Genomic DNA, 26477 nt, shown 5'->3' with positions numbered 1-26477 from the left:
TGTAAATATGTACAGTCTTTGGAACTCCCCGCTACCCGTGCCGTACGACACGGCGGCGCAGTCGCTGGCCTTGCCCCTGTGCGGGGTGAGCGTGCGCGCGGGGTTTCCATCGCCTGCTGACGATTTTGTGGTGGAGCGGCTGGACATCATGCAGCTGCTGGTAAAGCACCCCCAGGCCACCTACTTCTGGCGCGTACGGGGCGACTCGATGCGGGACGCGGGCATTGAGGACGGCTGCATCATCGCGGTGGACCGGGCGATCAAGCCCAAGCACAACAGCATCGTCGTGGCCATTGTGGACGGCGAATGCACCGTGAAGTATCTGCACCAGCGCGCCGGCCGCATCAAGCTGCGCGCGGCCAACCCCACATATCCCGACATCATCCCCCGCGACAGCCAGACCATTGAGGTGTGGGGCGTGGTGAGTGGGTGCGTGAAGCTGTTTCTCACCTGATCTGATGGACGGAGGCCAGCATGTACGCGCTGGTGGATGGCAACAATTTTTACGTGAGCTGTGAGCGGGTGTTCCGCCCCAGCCTCAACGGCCGCCCGGTGGTGGTGTTGAGCAACAACGATGGCTGCGCGATTGCCCGCAGCAATGAGGCCAAGGCCCTGGGCATCAAGATGGGGGCGCCGTGGTTCCAGATACGGCACATGGAAGAGACCCACGGCCTGGTGGCCTTGAGTGCCAACTTCACCCTGTACGGCGACATGAGCAACAGGATGATGAGCTTGGCGGCGGGCCTAGGCCCCTCGCAGGAGATCTACAGCATTGACGAGTCATTCATCGGCCTGCAGGGCATGCGGGGCGACCTGACCAAACGCAGCCACGCCATCCGTGCGCGCATCCACCAGTGGGTGGGCATCCCCTGCGGCATTGGGATTGGCCAGACCAAGACACTGGCGAAGCTGGCCAACCACATCGCCAAGACGGCCGAGCGCAAACCGGGGAGCTACCCCGCCGAGCTGGCCCAGGTGTGTAACCTGACCGCCCTGCCTGCCCAGGACCTGGACGACGTGTTGGCCGGCACGCTGGTGGAAGAAGTCTGGGGCGTGGGCCGCAAGATCGGCGCGCAGCTGCATCAGTGTGGGGTGCATACGGTCCTGGACCTGGCCCGGCTGGACCCAGCCATGGTGCGCAGGCGCTGGAGCGTGGTGCTGGAGCGCACGGTACGCGAGGTGCAGGGTATGCAGTGCATTGAGCTGGATGACGCGCCCGAGCCCAAGAGAGAGATTGCCTGCACCCGGTCATTCGGCCAGGCGGTCACCGACCTGCCGCCGCTGGTGGAGGCTGTGAGCGAGTTCGCCAGCCGCGCGGCCGAGAAGCTGCGCAAGCAAGGCAGCCTGGCCAGCCAACTGCTGGTGTTCTGCCACACCTCGCCGTTCCGCCCCGGCCCGCGCTTCAACAAGTCAGTCGTGGTGCCCCTGCGCCGGCCTACGGCCGACACCGGCAAGCTGGTGTGGGCGGCCACAGCGGGCATGCGCCGCATGTACGAGCCTGGGTACAAGATGGCCAAGGCCGGGGTGATGCTGCTGGACCTGGTGCCGGGCAATGTGCTGCAGGGCGAGCTGGATCTGGAGGATGAAGACCACCGGGACCGCACCCAACTGATGGTGGCGCTGGATGCGCTCAACCAGCGGTATGGCAAAGGCACTGTGCAGTCCGGTGCCACGGGGGGCACGAACAAGGGCAAGGACTGGGGGATGAAGCAGGAGAGGCGCACACCGCAGTACACGACGCGGTGGGAGGATGTGCCGGTGGCGAGGGCCTGAGAGTGGGGGCGCTCCCGCGCTCGAAGTCGGCTCTGCAGCGGTTGCGGACGGTGGCAACCGGTGGCCGGACTCACGCTACTCGCCACGAAGCAGTCATTGAACGGACTCCAAACGAGTTCCTAAATCCCGGGGCGGTTCATAGCGGCCGTTTACGAGCAGCCTCCTGGCGACTGCGATGAACGCCGATGCATGCTAAGCATGATGTACGCCCAGTGAGCGTGAGATGAGCATACACAAGAAGCCTCAGCATTCATGCGGATTGCAGGGTGACTTCAGAGCAGACGCCATAGCTATCGCCCCATCGAGACGGGGTCAGTCAAAGTTGGCACGTGGAGAACGTTTGACCTCGGCGACAGCGCCTTCAAGCTTTTTTGAGTGCCACGCGACCCCGTTTTCGTCCATCATGAACTCTACGGTGCCCTGTGCAATGAGAAAGTTCATGCAAGCAACGGCCTCACCTGTTGCCAGGCTCAGTTGCTGCGGATCCTGCTCTCCGATGGCGCGCTTAAAGAGGGCAGCGAACGCATCGACGATCCGTTGAGGTCCGGTAGACAGTGACTGACGCAGCCGCTCCAGAGCACTATTTTGACCCAACCTGAGCGATTCAAGGCGTTCATGCAGTCCATAAAAGGGCTCGTTGTGAGAGGGGAGGACCAACACATCGTTGGGAACATCCCTCATCAGCTTGTCGAGCGCCCCATACCACTCCTTCAGCGGATTGGCCTGTGGCTCGCTGGCGAACACCGACACATTCGACGAAATCTTCGGCAGTACCTGATCGCCGGCGATCAGTAGCTTCAAATCGGGGCAGTACAGAGAAGCATGTTCTGGTGAGTGGCCGCCGGTGGTGATGATCCGCCAGTCATGCTTACCCAACTGGACGTGATCGCCGTCCTGCAAGCGTCGGTAGCTCTCGGGCAGAGCGTGGATATGTTTGCCAAAGCTGCCGAATCGGCTGCGGTAGCTTTCAATGGCTGCCTCCGACCAGCCGGCGCGCCTATTGAAGAGCACGCCGTCGGGCGGGGCCTCGCGGTTAGTGTCGGCATGCATCACGCGGCAGGTCAGGTATTCCAGGCGGCTCATGTGCAGCGGCACACCAACGCGACGCGTGAACCAACCAGCTAGGCCGATGTGGTCGGGGTGCATGTGTGTGGCGTACACGCCTTGGAGCGGCCGTGCCAGCGGCCCCTGCGCCATGAGGGCCAGCCAGTCGGCAACGGTGTCGGGGGTGTTCAGGCCGGTATCTACCAGTACCCAGCCATCATGGGTGTCTATGGCCCATACATTGATGTGGTCGAGCCGGAATGGCATGGACAGCCGGATCCAGCGCACACCAGGGGCGACCTCGACCCAGTGGCGTGGTGTTGGTGGCTCGAATGGGTAGGTCAGTGCATTGGCTGCGGGATCAATCATTACTATCGTTTCATGGGGTGAGCGACGGTGTAGCCACCTGGTGCATCAGACCAAACGCTTTTTAGGATTTCAATGCTTGTTGTCAACCAACAAGGGGGCGTCAGTGGGCATATCTTCCTGGACTAGCCACTCGACTGAGTCGAGCTTCAGGCGGGTCAGTTGCCTGAATACTTCCATCAAGTCACTTTGTGTGGCGTCCTGAGAGGCCCCTGGCGTCAGTACTGCGCGCAAGGTCGCGGTTTCCCGATGCTGTTGTTTTCCAACGATGACCTGGGCACGTTCGATAGCAGGGAGCCGGATGAGCAGTTCTTCCACGTTGCGTGGATAGATGAAAATTTCGCGCACTTTGACACCTTGGCCCACTCGGCCTTGCAACATGCTGATGCGTTCGACGAGACCATCCGGTGAATGGGTCAGCGCTTGCGCCACATCGCCTGTGCCAAAGCGGACCAGGGGCCAGCCGCTGTCCAGCGTGGTGACCACTATTTGACCTGGTTCGCCCAGGGGAAGGGGAGCGCCGGTGCGGGGGTCGCAGATCTGGACAAGCCGGTCAGGCTGAACCGTGTAGCCCACTTGTCCTGGTTCCTCGTAGGCAATCAGCCCGAAGTCGCCGGTGGCGTAGGCTGAGAACGTGCGGATGGCGTACTTCTCCTCCAGCCTGCGGCGCTTGCCCATCCAGTCACCCAGTTCGCCCCCCAGCATTGCGGAGCGGACCTTCCATTGAGAAGGCAGGTCGTAGCCCATGCGCTCAAGCGTTTCGACCAAGGTCACGAAGAAGGATGTGGAGGCGCAAATGCAGGTGATGCCCAGTTCCATGATGAGCTGCGCCTGTTGTTCGGCGCCGCCGGGTCCGCAGGGGATGAGCGTTGCTCCGGTAGCGGCAATGCCCGCATCCAGCAAAAGGCCGGCTGGCACAAGATGGTAGGACCATGTGTTGAGAACGCGGTCACCCGGGCCGATGCCTGCCTGACGGAATGCATGCGAAAAACCGTGGCCAGTGTCGTCGTCGAACAACTGGGGTTCGTAGACGGGGCCCGGTGAGACAAAGACCCGACGGATGGATGCGTCGTCGGCCGCCAGAAACCCACCGAATGGCGGTGACTGGCGCTGCTTCTCAAGCAGTGCATCCTTGCTTGTGACGGCGAGTCGCGCGAGGTCGGCCGGGCCTTGGAGATCTTGCGGTGTCATTGTCGCAAGCTCATAGACCGCGCGGATGGAGGGGGCGCGGTCGTAGGCGAATTGCTGCGAAGCGCGCAGCGCTTCGAATCGGTTGGTGGTCGGGGACGTACGCATGGCGTTGCCGGCTCAGTGGCCCGTGAAGCGCGGGGCGCGCTTCTCGTTGAAGGCGGCCAGGCCTTCGTGGAGATCGGCGCTATGTGCATGCACTTCGGATGCCAGCAACTCCAGCCGTAAGGCAGTGTCCAGGGGCTGTTGCAAGCCATCGTCGATCAGCGCTTTCATGCGGCGCAGGCCCAGAGGGCTCTTGCTGGCGATCTTGTCAGCCACAGCCTGCGTCGCGCTTTCGAGTTGGTCGTCGTCCACCACCTGGTTGACGAGGCCCGCCTCCACCAGTTCTGCTGCGTCCACGAAGTCACCCGTGAATAGAAGGTACTTGGCGCGCGTGGGGCCAATAACTCGTGGCAGGCGCACCGAGCCTCCACCGCCTGGGAGTAGACCGTAGTTGGCGTGCGCGTCGCCAATCTTGGCACTGCGTGCCGCCAGCACGAGGTCACAGCAGAGCACCAGTTCTAGTCCGCCCGCCAGGGTGATGCCGTTCAGGGCTGCGATCACGGGTTTTGGAAAGCGATCGATGCGGTTCATGGTGACCAGAACGCTGTCCAGAAAGCCGATGGTGCCAGTTTCGCCCGTTTGTGTCTTGACGTACTTTAGGTCGGCGCCTGCGCAGAAGGCCCGGCCAGTGCCCGTCAAGACGACGGACCTCACGTCCGCCCGGTTCTGTGCTTCGTTGAGTGCCTGGTCTATCCCTCGAAGTACCTCTGGGGTCAGTGAGTTCATTGCCTCAGGCCGGTTCAGGCGGATCCACATGCTGCCTTTTCGGACCTCTGAAATAACAACCGGCGTCGACATCTGTCTTTCATTGGTGACTTGTGTGTTCATGGGTCGATTCTGCTTTTGCCTCGGTTTTCGTGGGTATGGGGTTTTCCATTACTATCAAGTCAATTATTTTAATTTAGAGTAAAAAATTAAATTTGTGGAATTTTTTGATGAAAACTCAGACGCGATCGCCAATGCCTCCGCTTCTTGGAATCAAGATCGTTGAGTTCGAGGGAATTGGCCCAGGGCCCTTGGCGGGGTTCATGCTGATGCAAATGGGTGCGGACGTGACCGTGGTTGGGCGGCCCGGTGCGGGCTCACTGCCTGACGAGCTAACGCCGAAAGACGGGGCGCTCTTGTCTCGTGGTAAACGGCGCGTCACGTTAAATCTCAAGCGGGCGGAGGACAAGGCGCAGGCGCTGGAGTTGGTCGCGCAAAGCGACGGAGTGATTGAAGGCAACCGCCCGGGTGTGATGGAGCGCTTGGGTCTGGGCCCCGATGTATGCGGTGAACGCAACCCGCGGCTTGTGTATGGACGCATGACAGGCTGGGGGCAGGATGGGCCGCTGGCCCAGGCAGCCGGGCACGACATGAACTATGTCGCTCTTACGGGGCTGATGTCGCTCACCGAGCAGCCGGGACACCCCCCCATGCTTCCGCCTACGGTGGTCGGGGATGCTGCCGGTGCGCTTGGGCTCGGGTTTGGAATGGTGTCGGCGTTGCTTGGCGCCCGGAATACTGGGCAGGGTTGCGTAGTCGACGGCGCCATCGTGGATGTGTTGGCCATGCTGTCGCCGCTTGTGCAGCTGATTCGCCAAGGCGGTGGCGTGGACGGCAGTGAACCCAGTGTCTTCCATGACTCGCCCTTCTACGACCGTTACTTGTGCAGCGACGGCCGATACATCACGGTCGGTGCGATCGAGCCCCCGTTCTATGCCTTGCTGTTGAAGCAGTTGGAGCTGACGGATGTGGATCCCGCGCAGCAGATGGACAAGTCTTCGTGGCCGTCTCTCAAGGCGCGGATCGCGCAGCGCTTTGCTTCGCAACCCAGTGTGCACTGGAATGCACTGATGGAGGGCACTGACAGTTGCTTCGCGCCGGTGCTCAACATGGCCGAAGCCGCCTCTCATCCCCACAACGTGGCCCGTGGCCTGTACGGCGTGACTGCGCAGGGCGATATTGAGACCATGCGGGGCATGCGATTCCTGCCGCTGCGCTGAGCAGCGAATGTGATTGCCAAGGGATTTCCCTAGCAAATTTTTTTTAATTTTACTTTAAAGTAAAACAACTTTATATAGAGTAATTTTTTGGTTGCATGGATTGCATGAAACCTGCCAAGGAGAAGAAAGATGGAAGATATCTATGTGGTCGGTGTCGGTATGACGCCCTTTGGTCGGCATCTGGACAAGGACATTAAGGCGCTCACGCGTGAGGCCACTGCAGCTGCTTTGGCGGATGCGGGTTTGCAAGAGGAAGACCTGGAAGCCGCCTTTTTTGGCAACACTTCCCAAGGGCATATGGATGGCCAGCACATGATTCGTGGGCAAATTGCGCTACGGGCAATGGGCATCGGGCGCATTCCGGTGGTGAACGTCGAAAACGCTTGTGCAAGCGGCTCGTCGGCGTTCGTTCTAGCCTGCAATCACCTCAAGTCGGGTGCTGGCGATGTCGCTTTGGCCGTTGGTGCAGAGAAGATGTTCTCAACCGACAAGCTCAAGATGTTCTCGGTGTTTGACAGTGCCTGGGATCTCTCGCGTGCAGAAGAGATCCGTGCGGAGCTGATGAAGATGGGACGCGACGTGGCTGTGCCTGAGGGGAGTACCTCACCCAGGCCGTACAGCGTTTTCATGGACGTGTATGCCGCGTTTGCACGATCGCACATGCGCACCTTCGGGACGACGCAGCGCCAGTTGGCTGCCGTGTCGTCCAAGAACCATGCGCATTCCATGCACAACCCGCTGTCGCAGTACCAGATGGCCTACAGCATCGAGGAAGTGCTTGCTGCGCCGCCGATCACCTATCCCTTGACCCTGCCCATGTGCTCTCCTGTGTCTGACGGCGCAGCAGCGGCCGTCCTGTGCACACGCTCGGCGCTCAAACGCCTCAACATCGATGAAAAACGTGCCATCAAGGTGTTGGCGGCCGTGGTGCAAAGCGGTTCTGACCGGAGCGAGGACGACTACACCAACCACTGCACGGCTTTGGCTTCGCGCAAGGCGTATGAGCTGGCGGGTGTTGGCCCAGCAGATATCTCGGTGGCCGAGGTGCACGATGCCACGGCCATGGGTGAAATCATTCAGACAGAAAACCTCGGTTTCTGTGAGTTCGGCATGGGCGGTGTGATTGCCGAGCGGGGTGATACCCGGATTGGTGGCCGCATTCCCGTTAATCCGTCCGGCGGCCTGGAGTCTAAGGGGCACCCTGTTGGGGCCACCGGTATTGCCCAAGTCCATGAGTTGGTAACTCAGCTTCGCGGGGAAGCCGGACTGCGGCAGGTGACTGACGCAAGGATTGCGCTGGCAGAAAACGGTGGCGGTCTTGAGGGCATTGAAGAAGCTGTTGCCTGTATCACCATCTTGGCGCGCTGAGCGCTGCACTCAATAAGAGACAAGAGAAATAGTATGGATGTCAAAAATACCATTGCCTTCGTCACAGGAGCTGCTTCAGGCCTGGGGCTCGCCACTTGCAAGGCATTGCTTGCGGCCGGAGCGAGCGTCATGGCGGTTGATCTGGACGAAGAGCGCCTTGCGAGCGAGGTGCTGCCGATGGGCGAGCGCGTGCGAATCCAGAAGGTTGATGTTTCGGACGAGGCCAGTGTGAAGGCTGGCGTAGACGCGGCAGTGGCGGAATTTGGTGCGCTGCATGTGGCGGTAAATTGCGCGGGAATTCTGGGTCCCTGCAAGACGCTTTCAAAGGGCGAGTTATTCCCGATGGATCTTTGGAACCGGGTGATCGCCATCAACCTGACCGGGACCTTCAACGTGGTGCGCTATGCGTCGTTGGCCATGTCGCAGAACGAGCCCAATGTCGACGGTGAACGGGGGGTCATCGTGAACACGTCATCTGGTGCTGCGTGGCAGGGTCAAGTGGGCCAGGCCGCATATAGCGCCAGCAAAGCGGCGGTCATTGGAATGACGCTTCCGGTGGCGCGGGATCTTGCGCAACACGGAATCCGAGTGGTGGCCGTGGCGCCTGGTCTGTTTGAGACCGCCATGTCTGCAGGCATGCCAACGAAGGTGTCGCAAAACATTATTGACAACGTCATCCTCTTTCCTCATCGCATGGGGCAGGCACAAGAGTTCGGTGGACTGGTTCGGCACGTTGTGGAAAACGCCTATTTGAATGCCACCACGATCAGCCTGGATGCGGGTGTCCGTTGTTAGTCGTGGTCCATTGATCGCTGCGAGCATTCCCGCAAATGGATGCGTAGACCCTGCAAAGGTCTTATGAAGGAAATTCGATGGACAAAGCCAAGAATTCAGAGTGGAGGTGCCAATGAATGCAGCCATTCAAAGCCAGCGGGAAGGCGTGGTGCTGACAGCCCAGAATCTGCTGCTGCAGTTCGGTGGAGTTGTGGCGCTGAATGATGTTTCGATTGATGTGCGCAAGGACGAGCTGCTGGCAATCATCGGGCCGAACGGAGCGGGAAAGTCTTCTCTGATGAACTGCCTGAGCGGGTTCTACCGCCCCAAGAAAGGCGAGATATCCCTGGCCGGGCGCAACGTGCGCGACATGGCGGTTCACGACGTGGCGGCACAGGGCCTGGCGCGCACTTTTCAAGGTACGCACATTTTTTCGGGCATGACCGTTATCGAGAACCTGATGGTGGGGCGCCACATGCACATGCGGGCCAATCTCGTGCAGTCGTTTTTCCATTTCGGCCCGGCAAAGCGCGAAGAAGTTTTGCATCGGGAGGTAGTGGAAGAAATCATTGAGTTTCTTGAAATTGAATCCATCCGGCATGTGCCGGTGGGCAGCCTCGGTTATGGGCTTCGCAAGCGCGTGGACTTGGGGCGCGCACTGGCCCAAGACCCGAAGATTCTGCTGATGGATGAGCCTATGGCCGGTATGAATACGGAAGAGAAGGAAGACCTGGCACGTTTCATTCTGGATGTGCGCGAGGCAAAGCGCATTCCTATTGTTTTGGTGGAGCACGACATGGGTGTGGTGATGGACCTAGCTGACCGCATCGCTGTGCTGGACTTTGGACGCAAGATCGCCGATGGAACGCCCAAGGAAATCCAGGCTAATCCCGCTGTGCTTAAAGCCTACCTTGGAGAGGGCGTCCAATGAAACTCGAAATCGCGACTCTTCCCCAGTTGCTGCGCAAGCATGCGCATGCCAATCCCAGCCGTCTTTCCCAGCGCCATAAGCAGCGCGGAATTTGGCGGGAGTACAGCTTTGCGGATGTGCAGCGCAACGTTCGAGAGATTGCGCTGGGCATGCACCAAGCGGGCGTCAAAGCGGGCGAGACCATTGCCATCATTGGTGAGAATGAGCCACAGCATTACTGGGCCGAGTATGCCGCGCATGCACTGGGATGCAAAGTTGTATCCATGTACCCGGACCTCACTTCGGAGGAGGTGGCTTATCTTCTGGACGACAGCGAAGCAGTCATCTTGTTCGCGCAGGACCAAGAACAGGTTGACAAGGGCCTGGATGTCCGGAACAAGACTTTGAAGATGCGCCACATTGTGTATTGGGACGAAACGGGGATGTGGTCGTATAACGACCCCATCCTGCATACCTTCGATGGCATGCAGCGGCAAGGGCGTGAAATCCATCAACGTAACGGAAAGATGTACGACGCGCTAGTGGATGCGGGAGCCCCCGATGACATAGCGGTTCTTTCTTACACTTCCGGCACGACGGGGCAGCCTAAGGGCGTCATCCTCACGCATCGCTTCTTAATCGACAACGCGCAGCGCTTGATCGATTCCATGGATGTGAGGCCGGGTATGGAATACCTGAGTTACATCGCGCCATCCTGGGCCACTGAACAAATATATGGCATCACCATGGGATTGGGATTGCCCATGGTAGTGAACTTCCCTGAGGGCCCGGAGCAGGTGTTGTCCAACATTCGGGAATTGGCAGTGGAAGGTATGACATTTGCTCCGCGCCAGTGGGAAAGCATGGCGTCCTCTGTGCAGGCGCACATGCTCGACGCAGGACCCATTCGACGAGGTGTCTACGAGTGGGGCATGAAGATCGGTCACACCGTCAATGTGGGGCGCTTGGATGGAAAACCCGTTGGCCTGCTGGACCGGTTGCTGTTTCCTATCGCCAATGCACTGGTTCTGCGCCCGTTGCGAGATCTGCTCGGCCTGACCCGGCTGCGCTGTGCCAGCTGCGGTGGTGCCACCATGGCACCAGATGTGTTTCGCATGTTCCATGCCATGGGTATACCGCTGCGCAACATCTATGGCTCCACCGAAACCGGGTTGCTGACATGCCACCAGGGTGACCGATTTGATCTGGAGACCGTAGGACACTGGATGAAGGCGCATCCAGAGGCGGGCCCACCATTGGAATGGCGCTTGAGTGCGGACGGCGAACTGCAGATCCGTGGCGGAAGCCCGTTTCTGGGCTACTACCGCAGAGAGAGCTCCGTAGAGTCTAAGGTGAAAGATGGCTGGTTCTACACGGGCGATGCCGTAACGAAAACGGAGCTAGGCGAGCTCGTGTTCCTGGAGCGGTTGTCGGACTTGAAGCGCTTGCGCAGCGGCGAAACCTTCCCGCCGCAGTTCGTCGAGACACGCCTTCGGTTCAGTCCCTTCATCAAGGACATCATGACGGTGGGAGACGAGACAAGGGACTTCGTGGCCGCTCTCATCAATATCGACATGTCTGTTCTGTCGCGGTGGGCAGAAGACAAGCGGATCGGATTCTCAACCTTCACCGATCTGTCACAGCGGCCAGAGATCGCCGAGTTGATCGGCCAGGAAATTGCCCGCGTGAACCAGTTTTTGCCGGCGCATGCGCGAGTCAAGCGATTCGCCAATTTTCCGAAAGAGCTTGATCCGGACGAGGGCGAGCTAACACGTTCGAGAAAGCTGCGGCGCGAATTCCTGGAGGTGCGATACGCCACGCTGATCAACGGTTTATATGACGGCTCGCACGCCGTGCGTATCGATATTCCTGTGACCTACCAGGACGGTCGGCGCGGCAATTTCGAGGCTCTGGTGTCCATCCATGACACGGACGCCGCAGGGTCAGACCACCTGGGCGCAGCCCGAAGCAGAGGACGGAAATGATCGATTTTATTAATTACCTGATAAACGGTGCGCTGTCAGGGCTTCTGTATGCGTTGATCGCCATGGGGTTCGTCGTGATCTATCGCGCGTCAAAGGTGTTCAACTTTGCACAAGGTGAGTTGGTGGTCTTTGGCGGCTACATGGTGTGGTGGACGATTATTCAGATGGGTCTACCGCTGTGGGTCGGATTGCCCGTGGCATTCGTTAGTGCTGCAATTTTTGGTTTCATGATTGAGCGGATATTTTTTGCCCGTCTGGTTGGAGAGTCTGTCTTCTCGATGGTCATGGTGACGATCGGTCTCTTGATTCTGATCCGAGGCGTTGTGTTGGTGCTTTTTGGCCCACAGGTGCGTGCTTTTCCGATCATCTTTCCTCTGGATCCGATCATCGTTGGCGATCTCATCGTCTCCCGTTCGATGCTCTACGGTGGAATTATGACCATCTTCATCGGCGTTGGTCTCTCCTGGTTTTTCAACCGGACAAGGGCTGGTTTGACCATGACGGCCGTGGCGGAAGACCACCAGGTGGCCATGTCCATGGGCATCTCGGTGCAGCGTTCCATTGCCTTTGCGTGGGTGCTGGGATCCGTGCTTTCCACACTGGGGGCGATAGTGCATTTGAGTGGCCGCTCCATCAACATGATGAGCTCCGACATCGGCCTGGCTGCTTTGCCGGTGGCCTTGCTGGCTGGGTTGGAGTCCCTCGCAGGGTTGCTGATCGCCGGTGTTTTGGTGGGTGTGATTCAGGGTTTGGCTTCGGCCTATCTCGATCCCCTGGTGGGGGGAGCGCTGGGCTCCGTCTTTCCTTTCATCATCATGCTGGTGGTGTTGTTAATTCGTCCCACCGGCATGTTCGGGTGGAAAACCATTGAGAGGGTATGAGCATGGATCCCGCAGGTGTATTCGCGACTTCTTTCGCCAAAGACCAAGCACTAATTCGCACGCGCAGCCAGGCGGTGGCATTGGGCCTGTTTGTTATCGCGCTGTTTGCGCTGCCCCTGATCAGCGAGGTCCGCTGGGTGGCGATCATGACCTCTATGCTGATTACTGCAGTGGTGGTCATGGGGCTGCAGATCAATACTGGTCTAGCGGGTCAGATCAATTTGGGCCAAGCTGCGTTCATGGGGGTTGGTGCGTATGCAACAGCGCTCCTAGCGACGAAAGGCCACCTGCCTTTCTGGCTGGCTTTGCCCATCGGCGGGCTGTGCGCGGCGCTTTTTGGGCTGGTGTTTGGATTAACCGCAATGCGCATAAAGGGTTTTTACCTTGCCTTGACCACGATTGCTGCGCAGATCTTGTTCCACTTTTTTGTGCTCAACCTGCCTGCCAAATGGCTGGGGGGATCTAACGGCATCACTCTGGAACCAGCACAGTTCCTTGGGTTCGTTTTCAACACCGATACCCGCATTTACTACCTGTGTCTGGTAGTGGCCTTCATCATGATTGCGGGCGCCTACGGCGTCGCACGCAGCCGCCATGGTCGAATTTTTGCGGCAGTGCGTGATGACGACGTGGCCTCAGGAATGATGGGCATCAATGTCGTGCGCACCAAGGTACTTGCCTTCTTGCTGGGTGCGTTTTACGCGGGCATCGGTGGAGGGCTCTGGGCTTACTACGTCAGGTTCGTGGCGATTGACCAGTTCACCCTGATCCACTCGATATGGTTCATCGCGATGATCATTGTGGGTGGCATGGGGTCGGTGACGGGCGCGCTGATCGGCGTTTTTGTTATCCGTACTGCCCAGGAGACGATCACCATCGTGGGCCCTTCACTGGTCGAGAACTTTTCCTTCCTGAGCGGAGACGTTGTTTTCGCAGTGATGAATATTTTCCTGGGTGGAGTCATCGCGGCCTTTCTGATCTTTGAGCCACGCGGTCTGATGCACCGGTGGAACATCGTCAAGCGGTCTTATCGCATGTGGCCCTACCCATATTGACCGCAATCCTGTTTTCTGCAGCCACCTTAGGCGCTGGGAAGGGCTGATCCAATGCAAAGCGCTACTACAAAAGGAGACATTTTTATGAAAACGAATCGAGCAAAGTTGTCGGCAATGGTCAAGCTGGGGCAACGCGGCGCTTTGCTGGCGTCAACCTTGTGCCTTGGCGGCATGGCACAAGCTCAGACTACTTACAACGTGGCTGGCCTGGCTGACTTCACCGGACCTTTCGCAGACATCATGAAAGATATGACGGGATGCCGCCGTGCGGTACTCGACTGGTGGAGCGAAGAGGTCGGTAAGGCGCAGGGCGTGGCATTGCGAATCAAGGATTTCGACACCCGCTATGACGTCGCCCAAGTGGCCAGCCTCTGGCCAGGCATCAAGTCCGAGCTCAACCCGGTGGCTGTTCTGGGTGTGGGCGGTGCAGATACCAATGCACTGCAGCAGCGCTTGCCTAGTGACAAGGTGCCTCTTGTCCAGTCGACAGCAGGATATGGATTCGCTTGGAAGGGTGATAACTGGGTGTTCAATGCCCGTGCCACTTACCCGCACGAAGCGGCTGCGTTTTATGTGTGGATGCAGAAGAAGTCGGGTTCGCCTGTTCCTCTCAAGGTGGGGGTGATTTCATCGGAAGTATCGCCGGCCTACGTGGACATCCACAAAGGTGTCGAGAAGTTCGCTAAGGACAATCCGAAGATCATTGAAGTCGTTGAAACGATTTATACCGAAGCACAGCCGACCGACCTTACCCAGCAGGTCAGCCGCCTGGTCCGCAAGGGGGCCACGGTACTGCAGGTGTTCAACAATACAGCATCGGTAGTGGCGACACGGCGCGCCCTGCAAAGCCTTGGAAAAACCAATATTCCGATAGTGGTTAGCGCTCATAACGGGTTGCTTTCGTCGGGGAAAGCGCTGGGTGACCTGAGCCAAATGGATGGAAACTTTGAGGTCTATGGCATGGCCATGGCCGCCGAAGGCGCAACACCGGCACGGGACTTCTTCGAGAAACTGCGCAGCCAATACAAGTTGCAAGCCGCCTACAACTCCGCCTGCATTATGGGCATGAGCCAAGCGATGTTGACGGTTCGTGCCGTTGAAAATGTTGTCAAGGTCAAAGGTGCTGGCGGTGTGACGGGCGAAGAGGTTCGCGCTGCACTGCTGTCCACCCCCATGCCTACCGAGCGCAGCTTTGGCTTGTTGCCCAATATCAAGTTCAACAATGATGCGCCGTTCCCGACCTCGGGCACAGCCGTCAACATCGGCACCGTCGAAAAGGGAAAGTACAAACTTCTCGAGCAGAACGTTCCGGTTCCTGTGTTGAACAAGTGGTAATTGCAAATCGGCCTGGGTCTCGGGCCACCGAGACCCAGGCCACATCATCTGGAGCTACCCGTGCTTGAACTGAACAACGTTGAAGTCCTCTACAGCGACGTCATTCTTGCTGTCAAAGGCATTACCGCCAAAGTCCCCGCTGGACAGTGCGTGACCTTGCTGGGCGCCAATGGCGCTGGCAAGAGCACCACGCTCAAGGCCATCTCCAACCTGGTTAGGACAGAGGATGGTCGTGTGACGGCGGGGAGTATCAAATTTGATGATGCGGACATCACAGGTGCGAACCCAGTCGATGTCGTTCGCAAAGGGTTGGTGCACGTCATGGAAGGGCGCAAGGTTTTGCGTCACATGACGGTGGAGCAGAACCTGGTAGTGGGCGGCCACATGGGCAGCGCCAGCGAGGCCAAGGAAATGCTGGACGAGGTGTACGACCGCATCAAGCGCCTGGCAGCCTTGCGCAGTCGCACGGCGGGTTATTTGTCCGGCGGGGAGCAGCAATTGCTAGTGATTGGCCGAGCCCTGATGGCCAGGCCCAAACTGGTAATGATTGACGAGCCCTCACTCGGCCTGGCCCCGTTGATGGTCGATGAGGTCTATGGTTTGTTAAATGACCTCAAAACGAGCGGCCTGACGCTGCTAATCGTTGAGCAAAACACGCGCGTTGCCCTCGACTTGGCCGACTATGGCTATGTGATGGAGAGTGGGCGGATCGTTCTGGAAGGACCATCCAGCAGCCTAAAGACCAACGAGGACGTACGGGAGTTTTACCTCGGCCTGACGGTCGATGGGGAGCGCAAGAGTTTCCGCGACATGAAACATTACCGCCGCCGCAAGCGCTGGCTGGGTTGACCGCATTGGGTCAGCCGTTTTCCAAGTTTTCAAGGATGGGTTTATGAGCATCGTTTCCAATGCATTGCTGAGCGAACAAGAAGTCATTATTCGGGAGTCTGCCCGGCGTGTCGCGACTGAAGTGGTGGGTAGCACGGCCGCCGAACGTGATCGCACGGGGGCTTGGCCACACGACGAAATCAAGGCAGTTGCCGACGTAGGCTTCATGGGCATGCTCGCCCCGCCAGCACACGGCGGTTCCGGGCTTTCATTTGTGGAGTATTGCCTGGCTATTGAAGAATTCGCAGCGGCCGATGGTGGCTTCGCCACCATGATGCACGTCCACAACTCAGCTGCGCACGTGTTACGTAGTTTTGGAACCGAACAACAGATGGCCCGCCATCTGCCGGATCTGGCCAGTGGCAAGCGCATTGGTGCCTTTTTATTGTCAGAGCCCCATGCAGGCTCGGATACCGCAGCCATCCGGACCACGGCTAAGCGGGACGGCGACGTTTATGTGATCAATGGCAGCAAACAATGGATTTCCAACGGCAGTGAAGCGGGCTTTGCGCTCGTCGTGGCAGCAACTGCGGAACCAGGTGCCCGTCACCGCTTCAGCCTGTTCATCGCGGACCCTGAAGATCCAGGCTACCAATGCTTGCGTATCGAAAGGAAGCTGGGCCAGCACACGGCCCACACGGCTCAGATTCAGCTGGACAACATGCGTGTTCCAGTTCAGAACATGATCGGCGAGGAAGGGCGCGGGTATGGCAAAGCACTATCGCTGTTGTCCGATGGGCGCATCGCAATCGCCGCCCTGGCCATCGGCATTGCCCGTGCAGCGTTGGAGGCGGCCATCCGCTACGCCAAAGAGCGCGAGGCCTATGGCAAGCCACTCACCGAACTGCAGGCCATTAGCTTTGATTTGGCGGAAATGGCCATGCAGGTTGAGGTGGCGCATCAGTACATGCTGTATGCAGCTCGTCTTACGGATGCGGGCCTGCCAACCAGTAAGGAGGCCTCCGTTGCTAAACTCTATGCCAGTGAAATGGCTGAAAAGGTTTGCTCTGCGGCGCTGCAAGTGCATGGTGGCTACGGGTATGTCAACGACTTCCCGGTCGAGCGCTATTATCGCGATGTGCGCGTTACAAAGATCTACGAAGGCACTAGTCACATTCAAAAGTTGATCATTGCGCGCAGCATCCTGGCTGGCTGATGAGCACGGCCTTTCTCCGCAGCCCTACCGGCGAAAGCAGTTCGAAACCATTTGCCTCAGTTAGCGATACGAATGCCCGCAAGGAATACAACATCAATGAGTACGCAAATTGAGGCAAAACCCAAGTCACGCCCACGCGATCCTGCAAAGAGATCGGGCAAGGGCGCGAAATGGAACAATGCGGTCAGCGGCGCGGATGAGCAGTACCAGCTCAAAAAGCAAGCTGTCATTGCGGAAGCTTCGCGCGCATTTGGCCGCCATGGGTACAAGAATGTCTCCTTGGACGAGATTGCAAAAACGCTCAACGTCACCAAGCCTGCCCTTTACTACTACTTCAAGAACAAGCAGGAACTTGTCTACGAATGCCACGAGCTTGCCATGCATTTGGGAGATCGCGTCTTGCAAGACGCGATCGCTTCGGAAAATACTGGTTTCGGTCGGATCTCGGTCTTCATTAAGAACTACATCTCGTTGCTAACGGATGAAATGGGCGCACCGGCGATCCTCCAGGATTTCTCCGGTATGACTGTGGCGGATCAGAAAAAAATCACTTTGCGTCGGCGAAAGTTTGATCAAGAGCTGCGCAAAGTGCTCGAGGGGGGTGTTCAGGATGGTTCCATTGCCCCGTGCAACGTGAAATTGGCGGTGTTCTGGTTCATGGGCGCTGTTAGCTCGATTACCCAATGGATGCATATCGATGGCAGCCTTGGAAGCGACGAAGTGGCCGATATTTTTATCGGTTTTCTTGCGCATGGTATTCGTCCCAATCAAGGGTGAATCTGCTTACTTGTCGCATTCCGGGCGACTATATGGTCGCGTCTGGACCAGGTGCGTATAAGACCCCCGAGCCACTCTTTTATTGTCGGCATAGGCATCTTGCTGCCCAGCGCTAGCTGGGGTCTCAGCGGTTGATCCCTGATGATTGCGATAAAGGTCAGGTTGCGGCGGAAGTCGACATTGACCAAGAAAACTTGGACGACCGCACGCAGCCTTTTGCTGTCGTTCAGCCGTCAAGTACGAACGGCAGCACCCAGCCTGAAGCAGCCCTCGAAAGCGAATCACTCCGCTTAACAGTAGCCCCCCAATACTGTGAGTGGTTCACAGTAGCCCGGGCCACTCCACCTGTTCAACAACAACGGTCCCCGCGACCCGTGGAGTTCCCATGCCATCCAGAATCCCCGTCCACATCGACGGCCAAGACTTTCCCAGCATCAACAAAGCCAGTCTCTTTTACCGAAAGATCCTGCACCGCCATCAGCCAGGTCAATCGGTCTCAGACCTCGATCAACACGAGATCAAGCGCCTGATCCACAGCGCACAGCGAACCCCTGAGGTTCCAGCATCCGACACACAGATTCGTGTAATCCAAGGCAAGTACGGCCGCCACTGCTTTGCCATCCACGAGAAGGATCGGCCAATGCAGACCATGTCCATCATGCGTTCTGTGCGGCAGTGCATTCTCAGCATGGAAGGGCCTTCATCGAGCGTCCAACCGCAGCCCACCGTGGCTTGAAATCCCTTGGCAATTCGCTTCAAGAGCTCTTTGCATCTCACTGGGGGTGTCTTTTTCCTCGATCCTAAATTTCTTCAGTCACATATCACCCCAGTGACCTGACCATCGTCTGCCCCTTGGCAGCCGTCCAACGCCCATAAAGCCCGGCACGCTCATCTCGAGCTGCCGGGCTTTATGCCGTCTTGGTCAGGGTTTTCTGTCTTTCTGCTTCTCGGCTCAGCCATCTGCCCCCTCTTCGGCCCCGTGTGTTCATGCACCCGGGGCTTTTGCTTTTGGGGCGGCCGGTGGGTCTTTCTGTCTCGGTTCTCTGGTTCTTTCACCCGCATGTTCTTTCAAGGAGATTTCCATGCTCACCTGTCCCCAATGCCAATCCCCACGATTGGAATCCCGCAATCTCGGTCGCAACACCGGTGGCGCTGTCGGCGCCCTCGCAGGCGCTGCCAGCGGTGCAGCCAGTGCGCTGCGCGGTGCCCGACTGGGCGTCACGCTCGGCGCCTTTGCAGGCCCCGCAGGATCCGTCCTGGGCGGTCTCGCCGGTGCCGCCCTCGGTGGCCTGGTCGGCGGCGCCATCGGCTGCGAAGTCGGCAGCAAGATCGGTGAAGCCGTCGATCAGAACTGCCTGGACAACTACCGCTGCCTGGAGTGCGGCCACACCTTTGGCGCTTCGCGCGACTGAGGTGCAGGGGCGGTATGCGTCCTGGCGCCTTCTCCGTCTCGCTTCTCTTTTCTCTCTTCCTTTCTCACTCCCCTACCCGGCTCTTTGTCCTTGCTGTGCGCTCTCTGAGGCAGCGCAGTGGCGCAGCCGTGGGTGGGTGGCTTTGGTCTGGTCTTTCTTTCGTTCGTTCTTTCTTTCATTTCTACAAGGAGTTTTTCAATGGCACACCTCGTTCAAACCATGGCCTATGTCGGCGAGACCCCCTGGCACAACCTGGGTCAGCAACTGCCCGCCAAACAACCCATCGATGTCTGGGCCCGTGAAGCGGGCATGGACTGGACCATCCGTGAGACCCCTGTTCGCTACATGGCCACGGAATCCACTTCTGCGGTCGGTACATCCTCTTCTGTCTCGGACCTCTATGGCGAGCCCATGGAGTTCCCTGACCAGAAGGTGCTGTACCGCAGTGATACCAAGGCCCCTTTGTCGGTGGTCAGTGCCCGCTACCAGGTCGTTCAACCCAAGCAGGTACTGGAGTTTTATCGGGATCTGACGGAAGTCTCTGGGTATGAACTGGAGACCGCCGGGGTTCTCAAGGCCGGGCGCAAGTTCTGGGCTTTGGCCCGCACGGGCAAGTCTTCTGCTTTGAAGGGCAACGATGTGGTCCATGGCTATCTGCTGTTGGCCACTTCCTGCGATGGGACCTTGGCCACCACGGCCACACCGACGACGGTTCGGGTGGTCTGCAACAACACCCTCTCGATTGCCCTGTCCGGAACGTCGAGTGCCATCAAGGTCCCCCACAGCACCAGCTTTGATGCGCAGGCGGTCAAGAAGCAGTTGGGCATTGCCGTCTCGCAATGGGACGGTTTCATGTACCGCATGAAGACCCTGTCCGAGCGCAAGGTCAAGAGCCATGAGTCCATGAACTACTTCCTCAAGGTGCTGTGCCAGACCGATGGTCATGCGGATGCGTCGGCAGGTCTGACCAATGAGCGTGCCCTCAAGAAGGTGCAGGCGATGTACGAGGGCCAGGGCCGGGGTGCGGAGCTGGCTGCCGCCAAGGGAACGGCCTGGGGCCTGCTCTGCGCCGTCACGGAGTTCGTGGACCACGAGCGCCGGGCACGGAGTCAGGAGTACCGGCTGGACAGTGCCTGGTTTGGCCAGGGGGCCACGCTGAAGCAGCGGGCGTTGGAGCAGGCGTTGCAGTTGGCGTCGTGAGTTCGGGGCGAGTGTCTTTACGAAGAGGGTTCTTTTTTCGTCTAGGTAGCCTTCTCGGCTATTACTTCACTATTTCCACGCGGCATAGGCCCCGGCTCCTCTAGGAACCGGGGCTTTTTGCTTTGTGGGGTGCGGGGAGTGACGAACGAGACGGCTTTCATTCATTTCACATTCAAGGAGTCAACATGGTTCAACCTGTTGTTTCACCGGTGGGGACTTCCTCCACCAAACCCCGCCCCGCCCTTCGGCTGGTCAAGACCCAGGACCTGGATCGCGATCAGTGGTTGCAGGTGCGCAAGGGCGGTATTGGCAGTTCGGATGCTGCGGCGGCTGTGGGGCTCAACCCCTACCAGTCACAGCTGGAGCTGTGGATGGAGAAGACCGGTCGTGCTCCCACCGCCCCACCGGGCGATGGGGGTGCGGACGATCAGAGTCCTATGTACTGGGGTTCTCTTCTGGAGCCTATCGTGGCAGCGCACTACACCCGCCGTACAGGGAATCGGGTGCGCCGCATCAATGCGGTGCTGCAGCATCCTGAGCATCCGTGGATGCTGGCGAATATCGACCGGGAGGTCCTGGGGGCCACCGATGTCCAGTTGCTGGAATGCAAGACAGCAGGTATTCAGGGCGCCTGGCTCTGGCGGGATGGGGTGCCGGAGTATGTGCAGTTGCAGGTGCAGCACCAGTTGGCCGTGACTGGCAAACAGGCGGCAGATGTGGCGGTGCTGCTCGGGGGCCAGGAGCTGCAGATTTTTCGGATCGAGCGGGATGAGGAGCTGATCGCCCAGCTCATCACCCTGGAGCGGGAGTTCTGGGGTTATGTGGAGCGGGGCCAGGCGCCCCCGGCCGATGGGTCGGATTCGGCAGACCGGGCTTTGCGGGCGCTGTATCCAAGAGACACGGGGTTCACCCTGAACCTCAAGCATGACCTGGTGATGGGGGCGGTGTTCTCGGACCTGTTGGCAGTGCGGGAGGTGCTGGCGACGAACACGGCTCTGGAGGCCCAGCTCAAGCAAACCATTCAGCAGCGCATGGGGGATTCGAGCCGGGCGCTGTTTGAGAACGGCGAGGTGAGTTTCAAACGCAGCCGGGATGGGACGCAGCTCGATACGGCACGGCTGGCCAAGGAGCAGCCGGAGATCGTGAAGGCCTACACGGTGCCCAAGCCGGGGAGTCGGAGGTTTCTGGTGCAGACGTGAGGCGGGTTCATTTCATTCAACGCATCCCCAGACGGGCTTCATCGGTGACGGTGAGGCCCGTTGTGCTTTGGGGGTGTTTTTACATTCAACAAGGAGATTCACATGCTCAAAGGTTTGGCTTTGACACCGCCCGTGATCGGGCGCATTGCAATTGGGCGGGTGGTGGAGAAGGCTGGACGCCGTCTTCCCGAGAAGGACGATGAGTTCACCTTGACAAGCCAGGTCCAGAACAAGGAGGGGTGGGTGTCCCATCCGGTGGATGCCCAACTTCGCAAGGAGCCAGGGGCGAAGCTGCGCAGCATTCCGGTGCGGTTGCTGTTTGATGATCCGGACCTGAGCCTCAGGGCGAACTACACGATGTTTGACCGGGCCACAGGGAGGCCTCTGTGTGTGGGAGATGGCGAGAGCTGCAAGCGGGTGACCCTGTCGGGGATGCAGTCCCTGCCCTGCCCTTCGCCTGCGGTCTGTGCGCTCGCGCAGGTTGGGAACTGCAAGCCGTATGGGCGGCTGCACGTGCGGGTGGAGGCGGAGGGGAGTACCGAAGCAGGTACGGCTGGCGATGAACTGGGCAGCTTTGTGTTCCGGACGACGGGGTTCAACAGTATTCGGACGTTGTCGGCTCGGCTGCGGTACTTGTTCGCAGTCTCGGGTGGGTTGCTGGCCGGATTGCCCTTGGAGCTTCGGCTGCGGGGCAAGTCCACCACGCTGTCGCACCGCACGCCGATCTACTACGTGGATCTGACGCTGAGAGCTGGTAGTAGCTTGGCTCAAGTCGTGGCGTTGGCACGGCAGGAACGCGAGCAGCAGGCGGCTCTGGGGCTGGACCAGGCGGCGCTGGATGAAGCGGCGCGGCAGGGTTTGGCGCTGGGGGAGTTCGAGGAGTCGGAAGAGGAAGGGGTGGAGGTCGTGGAGGAGTTCTATCCTGATTCCGATGCGGAGGGAGATAGAGAGGGTGGAGCTGAGCAAGCGCCTGCGCCGATCTCCCTGCGGGGCAAGCTGCATCGCAAGCAGGAGGCACTGGGGGTGCGTGCCACCGCAACGGGTGATCCAGGGGTTTCCCATGCGGGTGTCTGAAGGGCTGGTTCGGCGCTATGCCGTGGGGCTGGTGATGGAGACGGTGCCTTGCTATCGCAGTGGGCCGGATTCGGAACCAAGTGCCAAGGTGCTTCCGGGAATTCTGGTGAGGCATCGAGCACCTCCGCATCGCACGGGGGCCGTGGCACTTCAGCAGGCGGTGGCCTTGCTCACCGGCGAGCGGGTGGCAGCACCAACGGTGAGCAGTGCGGCCGGGGTGTTGCGCCACGCAACGAGGCTGCTGCCAGGATTCAATGCTCAGCTCGTCTGGGAGCAGGAAACATCGGACTTGCTGGCGCGGTGTCACGAGGCGATTCACCGGGGTGGCCTGGTGCTGTTGCATTGGCAGTCGATTGCCAGGGAGGAACGGGGAACTCCTCGCCGGCCTTCCCCGCCACCTCAGTGGATGCTGGTGGTCGGGGTGGAGGGACCTTGGCGTCGGGCGCGGGATGGATCAGGCAGTGTGGTGTGCACGAAGGCGTCCGGACTTCTCGTCCTGGATACCCAAGTACATCCTGGATGGGGATTGGGGCACAACCAGTGTCTGGTCCCAGGTGCCTATCCACACCATGAGGCGGCCTTGCGGGTGGCGGAGTTTCGGAGCGTGTGGTCGGCGCGTACGTTGGAGGGCAACCTGGACTGCGGGTTCGTCCTCTTGGCCATCTCACTGTCTCCCGGCAAGGGCCAGGACGCCCAGTGATCTGGCGGGAGGTCAGGCAGTGTCTATGCGCTGCCTGACTCTTTTTCCGTGCCGCTCAGGCAATCACAAAGGGCGTGCGGTCTTTGCCCGCAATCCACTGGGGCGGCTTGCCCCGGCCAGACCAGGTGGCACCAGTGGCTGGATCCCGGTACTTGGCTGCGACCTTCTTGGGCTGGGGCTTCCAGGGGAAGACCTGCTGGGCCGTGAATCCGAATTCCTGAACGAGTTGCAGGACGGTTTGGAGGGCCTGTTCTGACTCGGCCTTCCTGGCGTTGGCGATATGTTCGTCGAGGAGTTTCTTCTGGGCGAGGAGTTCGGCGTAGCTGGACATGCGGATGCGTTGGGGTGAGTGCAGAGGAGTTGTGTGTTGGCCCAGAGCGGGCCTTTTTGGGCACAGGGAACACTCTACGCCAAGACGGGAGCTTGGACGGTCAATGTGCAGGGGCAGAGACGACCGGAGGATGGATGGGTGTCTGCGCCCCGCCCTGGCGCCAGATTTCCAGATTGGCGAACTCACGGCTGCATCCACTGCATTGCAGGGTGTCGGTGTAGCGCATGGCACCGGTCTCGTCGCGCGCGACCACCCGGTGGTAGCTGGTGGCACCACAGTAGCCGCAGCAGTTTCGGGTGGGGGACGGGTTCATCGGGAAGGCGGGACTCAGGTTCTTCACTCAGGAGGATCTGTTCTTGGGGGGGTCTTGGTTTGGGATTCAGGGGATCGTACCAAGGCACCAGCGTTTGCGCAGATGCGCAGGGAGTCAGCTGGTCACGGGCAGGGATGTCACGCTCCATGTGGCACATCTCACACGGTAGCGGCTGGACTGCGGCAAAGATCTCGCAGCCACTTCCTTCATCCCTGCCCGTTCAGCAATGGGTCAACCGACGGTCTTTGTTTGACGTTCAATTGATGCATTTGCATCACATATCATTTACTGATGGAGGGGGAGTTTTATGCAATCCATGAGAGGACGGGTGCGGCTTGCGCGCAGCCTGGTGGTTGTTTCGTTGGTGGCGTTGGGCCTGGCTGGGTTGCTTGCCGGTTGCCAACGCAAGGAGGCCGAGGCGCCGGAGTTGCCGGTGCAGACGGTGTCGGGGTTTCTGGAGATCGCGGGTGTGTTGGATCGCCGGGGTGAACAGGGGGCTGTGTTCGAGCTCAGTCCGGAGACGGGGGATCTGGTGGCCTATGTGTTCGATCCGAAGAGTCCTCTGGGACAGCGGCTGTTGTCGCAGTGTGTGCAGAACATGCCGTGTTTTGTGGAGGGGGTTCGCGCCAGGCCGCTCGATGGCCAGGCCCCTGCGACAAAGGTGCTGAGTGAACTGGGGTTCAGTGTGTCGCCTTCCGCCTGGTTGGGAATGATCGATGCTGGCCCTGCCCGGGTGGAGTCTGCACTGGAGGCGCCAGAGGCCCGGGTCAAGACCCGGTTTGGGGAGGTGGTGGTGCAGGAGGGTGATTCGGCGGTGTTGGTGAATGGGCAGACCGTTCTACCGGCCCAGGAGGAGCCTTTGAGCATTGTGCGCAACGCCCCGGTGGGTGCAGAAGATGTTCTGTTGCTGCAAAGCGGATCGGGGACTGCCTGCCCTGCCCTGTTCCAGGTTCTGGTGGTGTCGGCGCAGGGGACGCAGGTGTCTCCGAAGTTTGGGTCTTGCTCGGATCGGGTGTTTGCGGTGGTCGAGGAGAAGCGGAACCAGGCGCCTAGGTTGTCCATCCGGATGCTGGGGTTTGCGGGGCCGTTTGAACCCGAGGAAGAGCAGCGCAAGGCGGCTCTGAAGATGGTGGAGTTTGTGTACCAGCAGGGGGCGCTCACGCGGGATGGGAAGCCGGTGTTCTCGCAATGAAGGACGTTATCCCGTCTCTCTCGACCGCAGGATCAAACCTTGGCTGCGGGCTTGCGCACGGACTTCCGTGGAGGTTTGAGGGCCTGTTCTGGAGGTTTGAGCAGGGTCCAGGGCTCCACGCCCAGGGCCTGGGCGATGCGCTCGATGTTGGCCAGGGCGATGTTCCAGCGGCAGCGCTCAACCGCCGAGACATAGGTGCGGTCCAGCTCGCACTCGTGGGCCAGGCGCTCTTGGGACCAGCCTTTTTCTACACGCAGTAGCCGAATCCAGTACGCGAGGACTTCGCGCACGTTGCCCGGGTCGGGCAGATGGGTCGGGGGCGTGGGTTTGGCAGACACCGCCGGAGGATGCGGTTTTGCCTTCTTTGCATCTACGGAGTTTGCATCACCTTTTGTGCACTCCGTGGGGATTTTGAGTGGTTAGTGCTTCAACTTGGGGAGGAATTGCCATGAAGCGGTTTACTTGGGGTCGTTGGGTGTTAGTGGGGTATTTCTTGATCGGGCTGCTGTATGCGGTCTACGCGAACAACTGGGGAGATGAGCCCTACCGGAGTTTTGCGTACCACCTGGGTCAGGGGTTGGTGTGGCCGGTGGTGGTCTTGCCGGGTTTGGGCAAGTTCATCGGGGGCTTGCTGATTGTGGCCATGGTGGCGTTTGTGATGGCCAGTTGAGAACCAGCAAGGAGCGAGTGCCATGGCGTTCCTGGCTCAGTTGATTCTGGGGGGATTGATGGTCTACCTGTTCTTTGCCTCGCTGGGCTTCTGGTTCGGTATGGGAGTGATCGTGCTCTGGCTGCTGATTGGGATGGCCAATGGTGGCAAGCGGTGAGGTGATTTGAGCGGGTAGGCAAACGACGAGCGCGCCTGGGAGGCTGGGTGCGCGCTCATTTTTTACACAAGGAGGGGTTATGCGATCAGTGACGATGTCTGCAGGTCAGGCAAGGATGGGAGTCCGCATGCGGACGGCCTGCAACATGGCTTTGTTGGGGTTTGTGGTGGCGCTCGCCGGGTGCTCTGGTTCACAAGGAGAGCGCATCCTGATGAAGGGCTGCAAGGAAGGCGGGGTGAGTGACAAGGATTGCCAGTGCGCCACTCAGGAAGTGGGCAAACGGTATGACTTGAAGAATCTGCAGGAATTCATGAATGACCGGGCGATTCCGATGCAGACACTGCAGATGGACTTTGTGAAAGCCTTGGCGATGTGTACTGCCAGGCCGGGCAGTGAGGTGCGGTGACGGAGACTGAGGGCTCTGCGGAGAAAGGGACTGGGCTGCGGCCTGGTCCCTTTTTTCCTGGGGCTTCTTTTTTTTGAGTTACGGTGGATTCAAACGGGTCTCGGATGCAATGCGGTGCATCATTGCGGGTCAGATGATGGCTGGTTCAGGCTGGTTGCCGTCGCTCAGTCTGACAATGTCGTTGGCCGCTTTCTTCGAAAGCAGACCTTCCACTTCTCGTCGAGTCAGCTATT

28 protein-coding genes are annotated in these 26477 nt (G+C 59.3%); 22 read left to right on the top strand and 6 right to left on the bottom strand.

The window, feature by feature from the left end:
- The first annotated feature begins 7 nt into the window (after nt 1-7).
- Entirely contained in the window at nt 8-454 is a 447-nt protein-coding gene (locus ACODSM_RS15960; protein WP_488805995.1) for a LexA family protein, read from the top strand.
- 20 nt (nt 455-474) lie between these two features.
- Nucleotides 475-1773 (top strand): Y-family DNA polymerase, encoded by a 1299-nt coding sequence (locus tag ACODSM_RS15955; protein WP_488805993.1) that lies wholly within the window; start codon nt 475-477, stop codon nt 1771-1773.
- 312 nt (nt 1774-2085) lie between these two features.
- Here the strand turns inward: ACODSM_RS15955 and ACODSM_RS15950 are convergent, their stop codons facing one another.
- The 3 genes from ACODSM_RS15950 to ACODSM_RS15940 all read right to left on the bottom strand — a co-directional run bounded on the left by ACODSM_RS15950 (nt 2086) and on the right by ACODSM_RS15940 (nt 5274).
- Nucleotides 2086-3186, bottom strand: coding sequence for an MBL fold metallo-hydrolase (locus ACODSM_RS15950; RefSeq protein WP_066788307.1), 1101 nt, complete (start codon nt 3184-3186; stop codon nt 2086-2088).
- Between the two features lie 69 nt (nt 3187-3255).
- On the bottom strand, nt 3256-4479 hold the full coding sequence (locus ACODSM_RS15945) for a phenylacetate--CoA ligase family protein (RefSeq protein WP_066788308.1): 1224 nt from the start codon (nt 4477-4479) through the stop codon (nt 3256-3258).
- 12 nt (nt 4480-4491) lie between these two features.
- On the bottom strand, nt 4492-5274 hold the full coding sequence (locus ACODSM_RS15940) for an enoyl-CoA hydratase/isomerase family protein (protein ID WP_067511708.1): 783 nt from the start codon (nt 5272-5274) through the stop codon (nt 4492-4494).
- A 137-nt stretch (nt 5275-5411) separates the two neighbouring features.
- Here ACODSM_RS15940 and ACODSM_RS15935 point away from each other — a divergent pair, with 137 nt between their 5' ends.
- The 16 genes from ACODSM_RS15935 (at nt 5412) to ACODSM_RS15860 (ending at nt 22475) form a co-directional block, all read left to right on the top strand.
- Complete coding sequence (locus tag ACODSM_RS15935) at nt 5412-6461, top strand: CaiB/BaiF CoA transferase family protein (protein WP_421563350.1); 1050 nt, start codon at nt 5412-5414, stop codon at nt 6459-6461.
- Nucleotides 6462-6590: 129 nt separating this feature from the next.
- Nucleotides 6591-7829, top strand: a complete 1239-nt coding sequence (locus tag ACODSM_RS15930; RefSeq protein WP_066788812.1) for a thiolase family protein — start codon at nt 6591-6593, stop codon at nt 7827-7829.
- 33 nt (nt 7830-7862) lie between these two features.
- The gene (locus tag ACODSM_RS15925) at nt 7863-8624 is read left to right on the top strand and encodes an SDR family NAD(P)-dependent oxidoreductase (RefSeq protein WP_056642823.1); all 762 of its coding nucleotides are present in this window, start codon (nt 7863-7865) and stop codon (nt 8622-8624) included.
- Nucleotides 8625-8736: 112 nt separating this feature from the next.
- On the top strand, nt 8737-9534 hold the full coding sequence (locus ACODSM_RS15920) for an ABC transporter ATP-binding protein (RefSeq protein WP_066788815.1): 798 nt from the start codon (nt 8737-8739) through the stop codon (nt 9532-9534).
- Nucleotides 9531-11498, top strand: coding sequence for an AMP-dependent synthetase/ligase (locus tag ACODSM_RS15915; protein WP_066788817.1), 1968 nt, complete (start codon nt 9531-9533; stop codon nt 11496-11498). Before ACODSM_RS15920 ends, ACODSM_RS15915 begins: the two co-directional genes overlap by 4 nt.
- On the top strand, nt 11495-12379 hold the full coding sequence (locus tag ACODSM_RS15910; RefSeq protein ID WP_056743883.1) for a branched-chain amino acid ABC transporter permease: 885 nt from the start codon (nt 11495-11497) through the stop codon (nt 12377-12379). Before ACODSM_RS15915 ends, ACODSM_RS15910 begins: the two co-directional genes overlap by 4 nt.
- 2 nt (nt 12380-12381) lie before the next feature.
- Complete coding sequence (locus ACODSM_RS15905; protein WP_066788820.1) at nt 12382-13434, top strand: branched-chain amino acid ABC transporter permease; 1053 nt, start codon at nt 12382-12384, stop codon at nt 13432-13434.
- 84 nt (nt 13435-13518) lie between these two features.
- On the top strand, nt 13519-14769 hold the full coding sequence (locus ACODSM_RS15900; RefSeq protein ID WP_082759273.1) for an ABC transporter substrate-binding protein: 1251 nt from the start codon (nt 13519-13521) through the stop codon (nt 14767-14769).
- 60 nt (nt 14770-14829) lie between these two features.
- Complete coding sequence (locus tag ACODSM_RS15895; protein ID WP_409886579.1) at nt 14830-15618, top strand: ABC transporter ATP-binding protein; 789 nt, start codon at nt 14830-14832, stop codon at nt 15616-15618.
- A 43-nt stretch (nt 15619-15661) separates the two neighbouring features.
- Nucleotides 15662-16813, top strand: a complete 1152-nt coding sequence (locus ACODSM_RS15890) for an acyl-CoA dehydrogenase family protein (RefSeq protein ID WP_066788828.1) — start codon at nt 15662-15664, stop codon at nt 16811-16813.
- A 96-nt stretch (nt 16814-16909) separates the two neighbouring features.
- On the top strand, nt 16910-17590 hold the full coding sequence (locus ACODSM_RS15885) for a TetR/AcrR family transcriptional regulator (protein ID WP_066788831.1): 681 nt from the start codon (nt 16910-16912) through the stop codon (nt 17588-17590).
- 385 nt (nt 17591-17975) lie between these two features.
- Entirely contained in the window at nt 17976-18326 is a 351-nt protein-coding gene (locus ACODSM_RS15880) for a hypothetical protein (protein WP_488805986.1), read from the top strand.
- A gap of 346 nt (nt 18327-18672) precedes the next feature.
- On the top strand, nt 18673-19002 hold the full coding sequence (locus ACODSM_RS15875; protein ID WP_488805984.1) for a hypothetical protein: 330 nt from the start codon (nt 18673-18675) through the stop codon (nt 19000-19002).
- Between the two features lie 198 nt (nt 19003-19200).
- Nucleotides 19201-20202, top strand: a complete 1002-nt coding sequence (locus ACODSM_RS15870; RefSeq protein ID WP_488805982.1) for a DUF932 domain-containing protein — start codon at nt 19201-19203, stop codon at nt 20200-20202.
- Between the two features lie 185 nt (nt 20203-20387).
- Entirely contained in the window at nt 20388-21401 is a 1014-nt protein-coding gene (locus tag ACODSM_RS15865) for a YqaJ viral recombinase family nuclease (protein WP_488805980.1), read from the top strand.
- Between the two features lie 102 nt (nt 21402-21503).
- The gene (locus ACODSM_RS15860) at nt 21504-22475 is read left to right on the top strand and encodes a recombination directionality factor (RefSeq protein ID WP_488805978.1); all 972 of its coding nucleotides are present in this window, start codon (nt 21504-21506) and stop codon (nt 22473-22475) included.
- Nucleotides 22476-23230: 755 nt separating this feature from the next.
- Here the strand turns inward: ACODSM_RS15860 and ACODSM_RS15855 are convergent.
- The gene (locus ACODSM_RS15855) at nt 23231-23506 is read right to left on the bottom strand and encodes an H-NS histone family protein (RefSeq protein WP_488805976.1); all 276 of its coding nucleotides are present in this window, start codon (nt 23504-23506) and stop codon (nt 23231-23233) included.
- 100 nt (nt 23507-23606) lie between these two features.
- On the bottom strand, nt 23607-23819 hold the full coding sequence (locus tag ACODSM_RS15850; RefSeq protein ID WP_488805974.1) for a hypothetical protein: 213 nt from the start codon (nt 23817-23819) through the stop codon (nt 23607-23609).
- A 307-nt stretch (nt 23820-24126) separates the two neighbouring features.
- On the opposite strand from ACODSM_RS15850, the gene ACODSM_RS15845 reads away from it, so the two are divergent.
- The gene (locus ACODSM_RS15845; protein ID WP_488805972.1) at nt 24127-25011 is read left to right on the top strand and encodes a hypothetical protein; all 885 of its coding nucleotides are present in this window, start codon (nt 24127-24129) and stop codon (nt 25009-25011) included.
- Nucleotides 25012-25043: 32 nt separating this feature from the next.
- On the opposite strand, the gene ACODSM_RS15840 is transcribed toward ACODSM_RS15845, so the two are convergent.
- Nucleotides 25044-25349, bottom strand: a complete 306-nt coding sequence (locus tag ACODSM_RS15840) for a helix-turn-helix domain-containing protein (protein ID WP_488805970.1) — start codon at nt 25347-25349, stop codon at nt 25044-25046.
- Nucleotides 25350-25459: 110 nt separating this feature from the next.
- Here ACODSM_RS15840 and ACODSM_RS15835 point away from each other — a divergent pair, with 110 nt between their 5' ends.
- The 3 genes from ACODSM_RS15835 to ACODSM_RS15825 all read left to right on the top strand — a co-directional run bounded on the left by ACODSM_RS15835 (nt 25460) and on the right by ACODSM_RS15825 (nt 26244).
- Nucleotides 25460-25681: a hypothetical protein gene (locus ACODSM_RS15835; protein WP_488805968.1), complete on the top strand. Its 222-nt coding sequence runs from the start codon at nt 25460-25462 to the stop codon at nt 25679-25681.
- Nucleotides 25682-25703: 22 nt separating this feature from the next.
- Entirely contained in the window at nt 25704-25838 is a 135-nt protein-coding gene (locus ACODSM_RS15830) for a hypothetical protein (RefSeq protein WP_488805966.1), read from the top strand.
- 79 nt (nt 25839-25917) lie between these two features.
- Nucleotides 25918-26244, top strand: coding sequence for a hypothetical protein (locus ACODSM_RS15825; protein ID WP_488805964.1), 327 nt, complete (start codon nt 25918-25920; stop codon nt 26242-26244).
- The last annotated feature ends 233 nt before the right edge of the window (nt 26245-26477 follow it).

This window comes from Acidovorax sp. FG42 (assembly GCF_057809195.1).
The sequence above is the reverse complement of the archived record's forward strand: the minus strand, read 5'-3'. Positions and strand labels throughout refer to the sequence as shown.

Coding starts and splice junctions, on each gene's coding strand:
- ACODSM_RS15960 (WP_488805995.1), top strand. CDS start 8: ATGTACAGTCTTTGGAACTCCCCGCTACCCGTGCCGTACGACACGGCG.
- ACODSM_RS15955 (WP_488805993.1), top strand. CDS start 475: ATGTACGCGCTGGTGGATGGCAACAATTTTTACGTGAGCTGTGAGCGG.
- ACODSM_RS15950 (WP_066788307.1), bottom strand. CDS start 3,186: ATGATTGATCCCGCAGCCAATGCACTGACCTACCCATTCGAGCCACCA.
- ACODSM_RS15945 (WP_066788308.1), bottom strand. CDS start 4,479: ATGCGTACGTCCCCGACCACCAACCGATTCGAAGCGCTGCGCGCTTCG.
- ACODSM_RS15940 (WP_067511708.1), bottom strand. CDS start 5,274: ATGTCGACGCCGGTTGTTATTTCAGAGGTCCGAAAAGGCAGCATGTGG.
- ACODSM_RS15935 (WP_421563350.1), top strand. CDS start 5,412: ATGAAAACTCAGACGCGATCGCCAATGCCTCCGCTTCTTGGAATCAAG.
- ACODSM_RS15930 (WP_066788812.1), top strand. CDS start 6,591: ATGGAAGATATCTATGTGGTCGGTGTCGGTATGACGCCCTTTGGTCGG.
- ACODSM_RS15925 (WP_056642823.1), top strand. CDS start 7,863: ATGGATGTCAAAAATACCATTGCCTTCGTCACAGGAGCTGCTTCAGGC.
- ACODSM_RS15920 (WP_066788815.1), top strand. CDS start 8,737: ATGAATGCAGCCATTCAAAGCCAGCGGGAAGGCGTGGTGCTGACAGCC.
- ACODSM_RS15915 (WP_066788817.1), top strand. CDS start 9,531: ATGAAACTCGAAATCGCGACTCTTCCCCAGTTGCTGCGCAAGCATGCG.
- ACODSM_RS15910 (WP_056743883.1), top strand. CDS start 11,495: ATGATCGATTTTATTAATTACCTGATAAACGGTGCGCTGTCAGGGCTT.
- ACODSM_RS15905 (WP_066788820.1), top strand. CDS start 12,382: ATGGATCCCGCAGGTGTATTCGCGACTTCTTTCGCCAAAGACCAAGCA.
- ACODSM_RS15900 (WP_082759273.1), top strand. CDS start 13,519: ATGAAAACGAATCGAGCAAAGTTGTCGGCAATGGTCAAGCTGGGGCAA.
- ACODSM_RS15890 (WP_066788828.1), top strand. CDS start 15,662: ATGAGCATCGTTTCCAATGCATTGCTGAGCGAACAAGAAGTCATTATT.
- ACODSM_RS15885 (WP_066788831.1), top strand. CDS start 16,910: ATGAGTACGCAAATTGAGGCAAAACCCAAGTCACGCCCACGCGATCCT.
- ACODSM_RS15880 (WP_488805986.1), top strand. CDS start 17,976: ATGCCATCCAGAATCCCCGTCCACATCGACGGCCAAGACTTTCCCAGC.
- ACODSM_RS15875 (WP_488805984.1), top strand. CDS start 18,673: ATGCTCACCTGTCCCCAATGCCAATCCCCACGATTGGAATCCCGCAAT.
- ACODSM_RS15870 (WP_488805982.1), top strand. CDS start 19,201: ATGGCACACCTCGTTCAAACCATGGCCTATGTCGGCGAGACCCCCTGG.
- ACODSM_RS15865 (WP_488805980.1), top strand. CDS start 20,388: ATGGTTCAACCTGTTGTTTCACCGGTGGGGACTTCCTCCACCAAACCC.
- ACODSM_RS15860 (WP_488805978.1), top strand. CDS start 21,504: ATGCTCAAAGGTTTGGCTTTGACACCGCCCGTGATCGGGCGCATTGCA.
- ACODSM_RS15855 (WP_488805976.1), bottom strand. CDS start 23,506: ATGTCCAGCTACGCCGAACTCCTCGCCCAGAAGAAACTCCTCGACGAA.
- ACODSM_RS15850 (WP_488805974.1), bottom strand. CDS start 23,819: ATGAACCCGTCCCCCACCCGAAACTGCTGCGGCTACTGTGGTGCCACC.
- ACODSM_RS15845 (WP_488805972.1), top strand. CDS start 24,127: ATGCAATCCATGAGAGGACGGGTGCGGCTTGCGCGCAGCCTGGTGGTT.
- ACODSM_RS15835 (WP_488805968.1), top strand. CDS start 25,460: ATGAAGCGGTTTACTTGGGGTCGTTGGGTGTTAGTGGGGTATTTCTTG.
- ACODSM_RS15830 (WP_488805966.1), top strand. CDS start 25,704: ATGGCGTTCCTGGCTCAGTTGATTCTGGGGGGATTGATGGTCTACCTG.
- ACODSM_RS15825 (WP_488805964.1), top strand. CDS start 25,918: ATGCGATCAGTGACGATGTCTGCAGGTCAGGCAAGGATGGGAGTCCGC.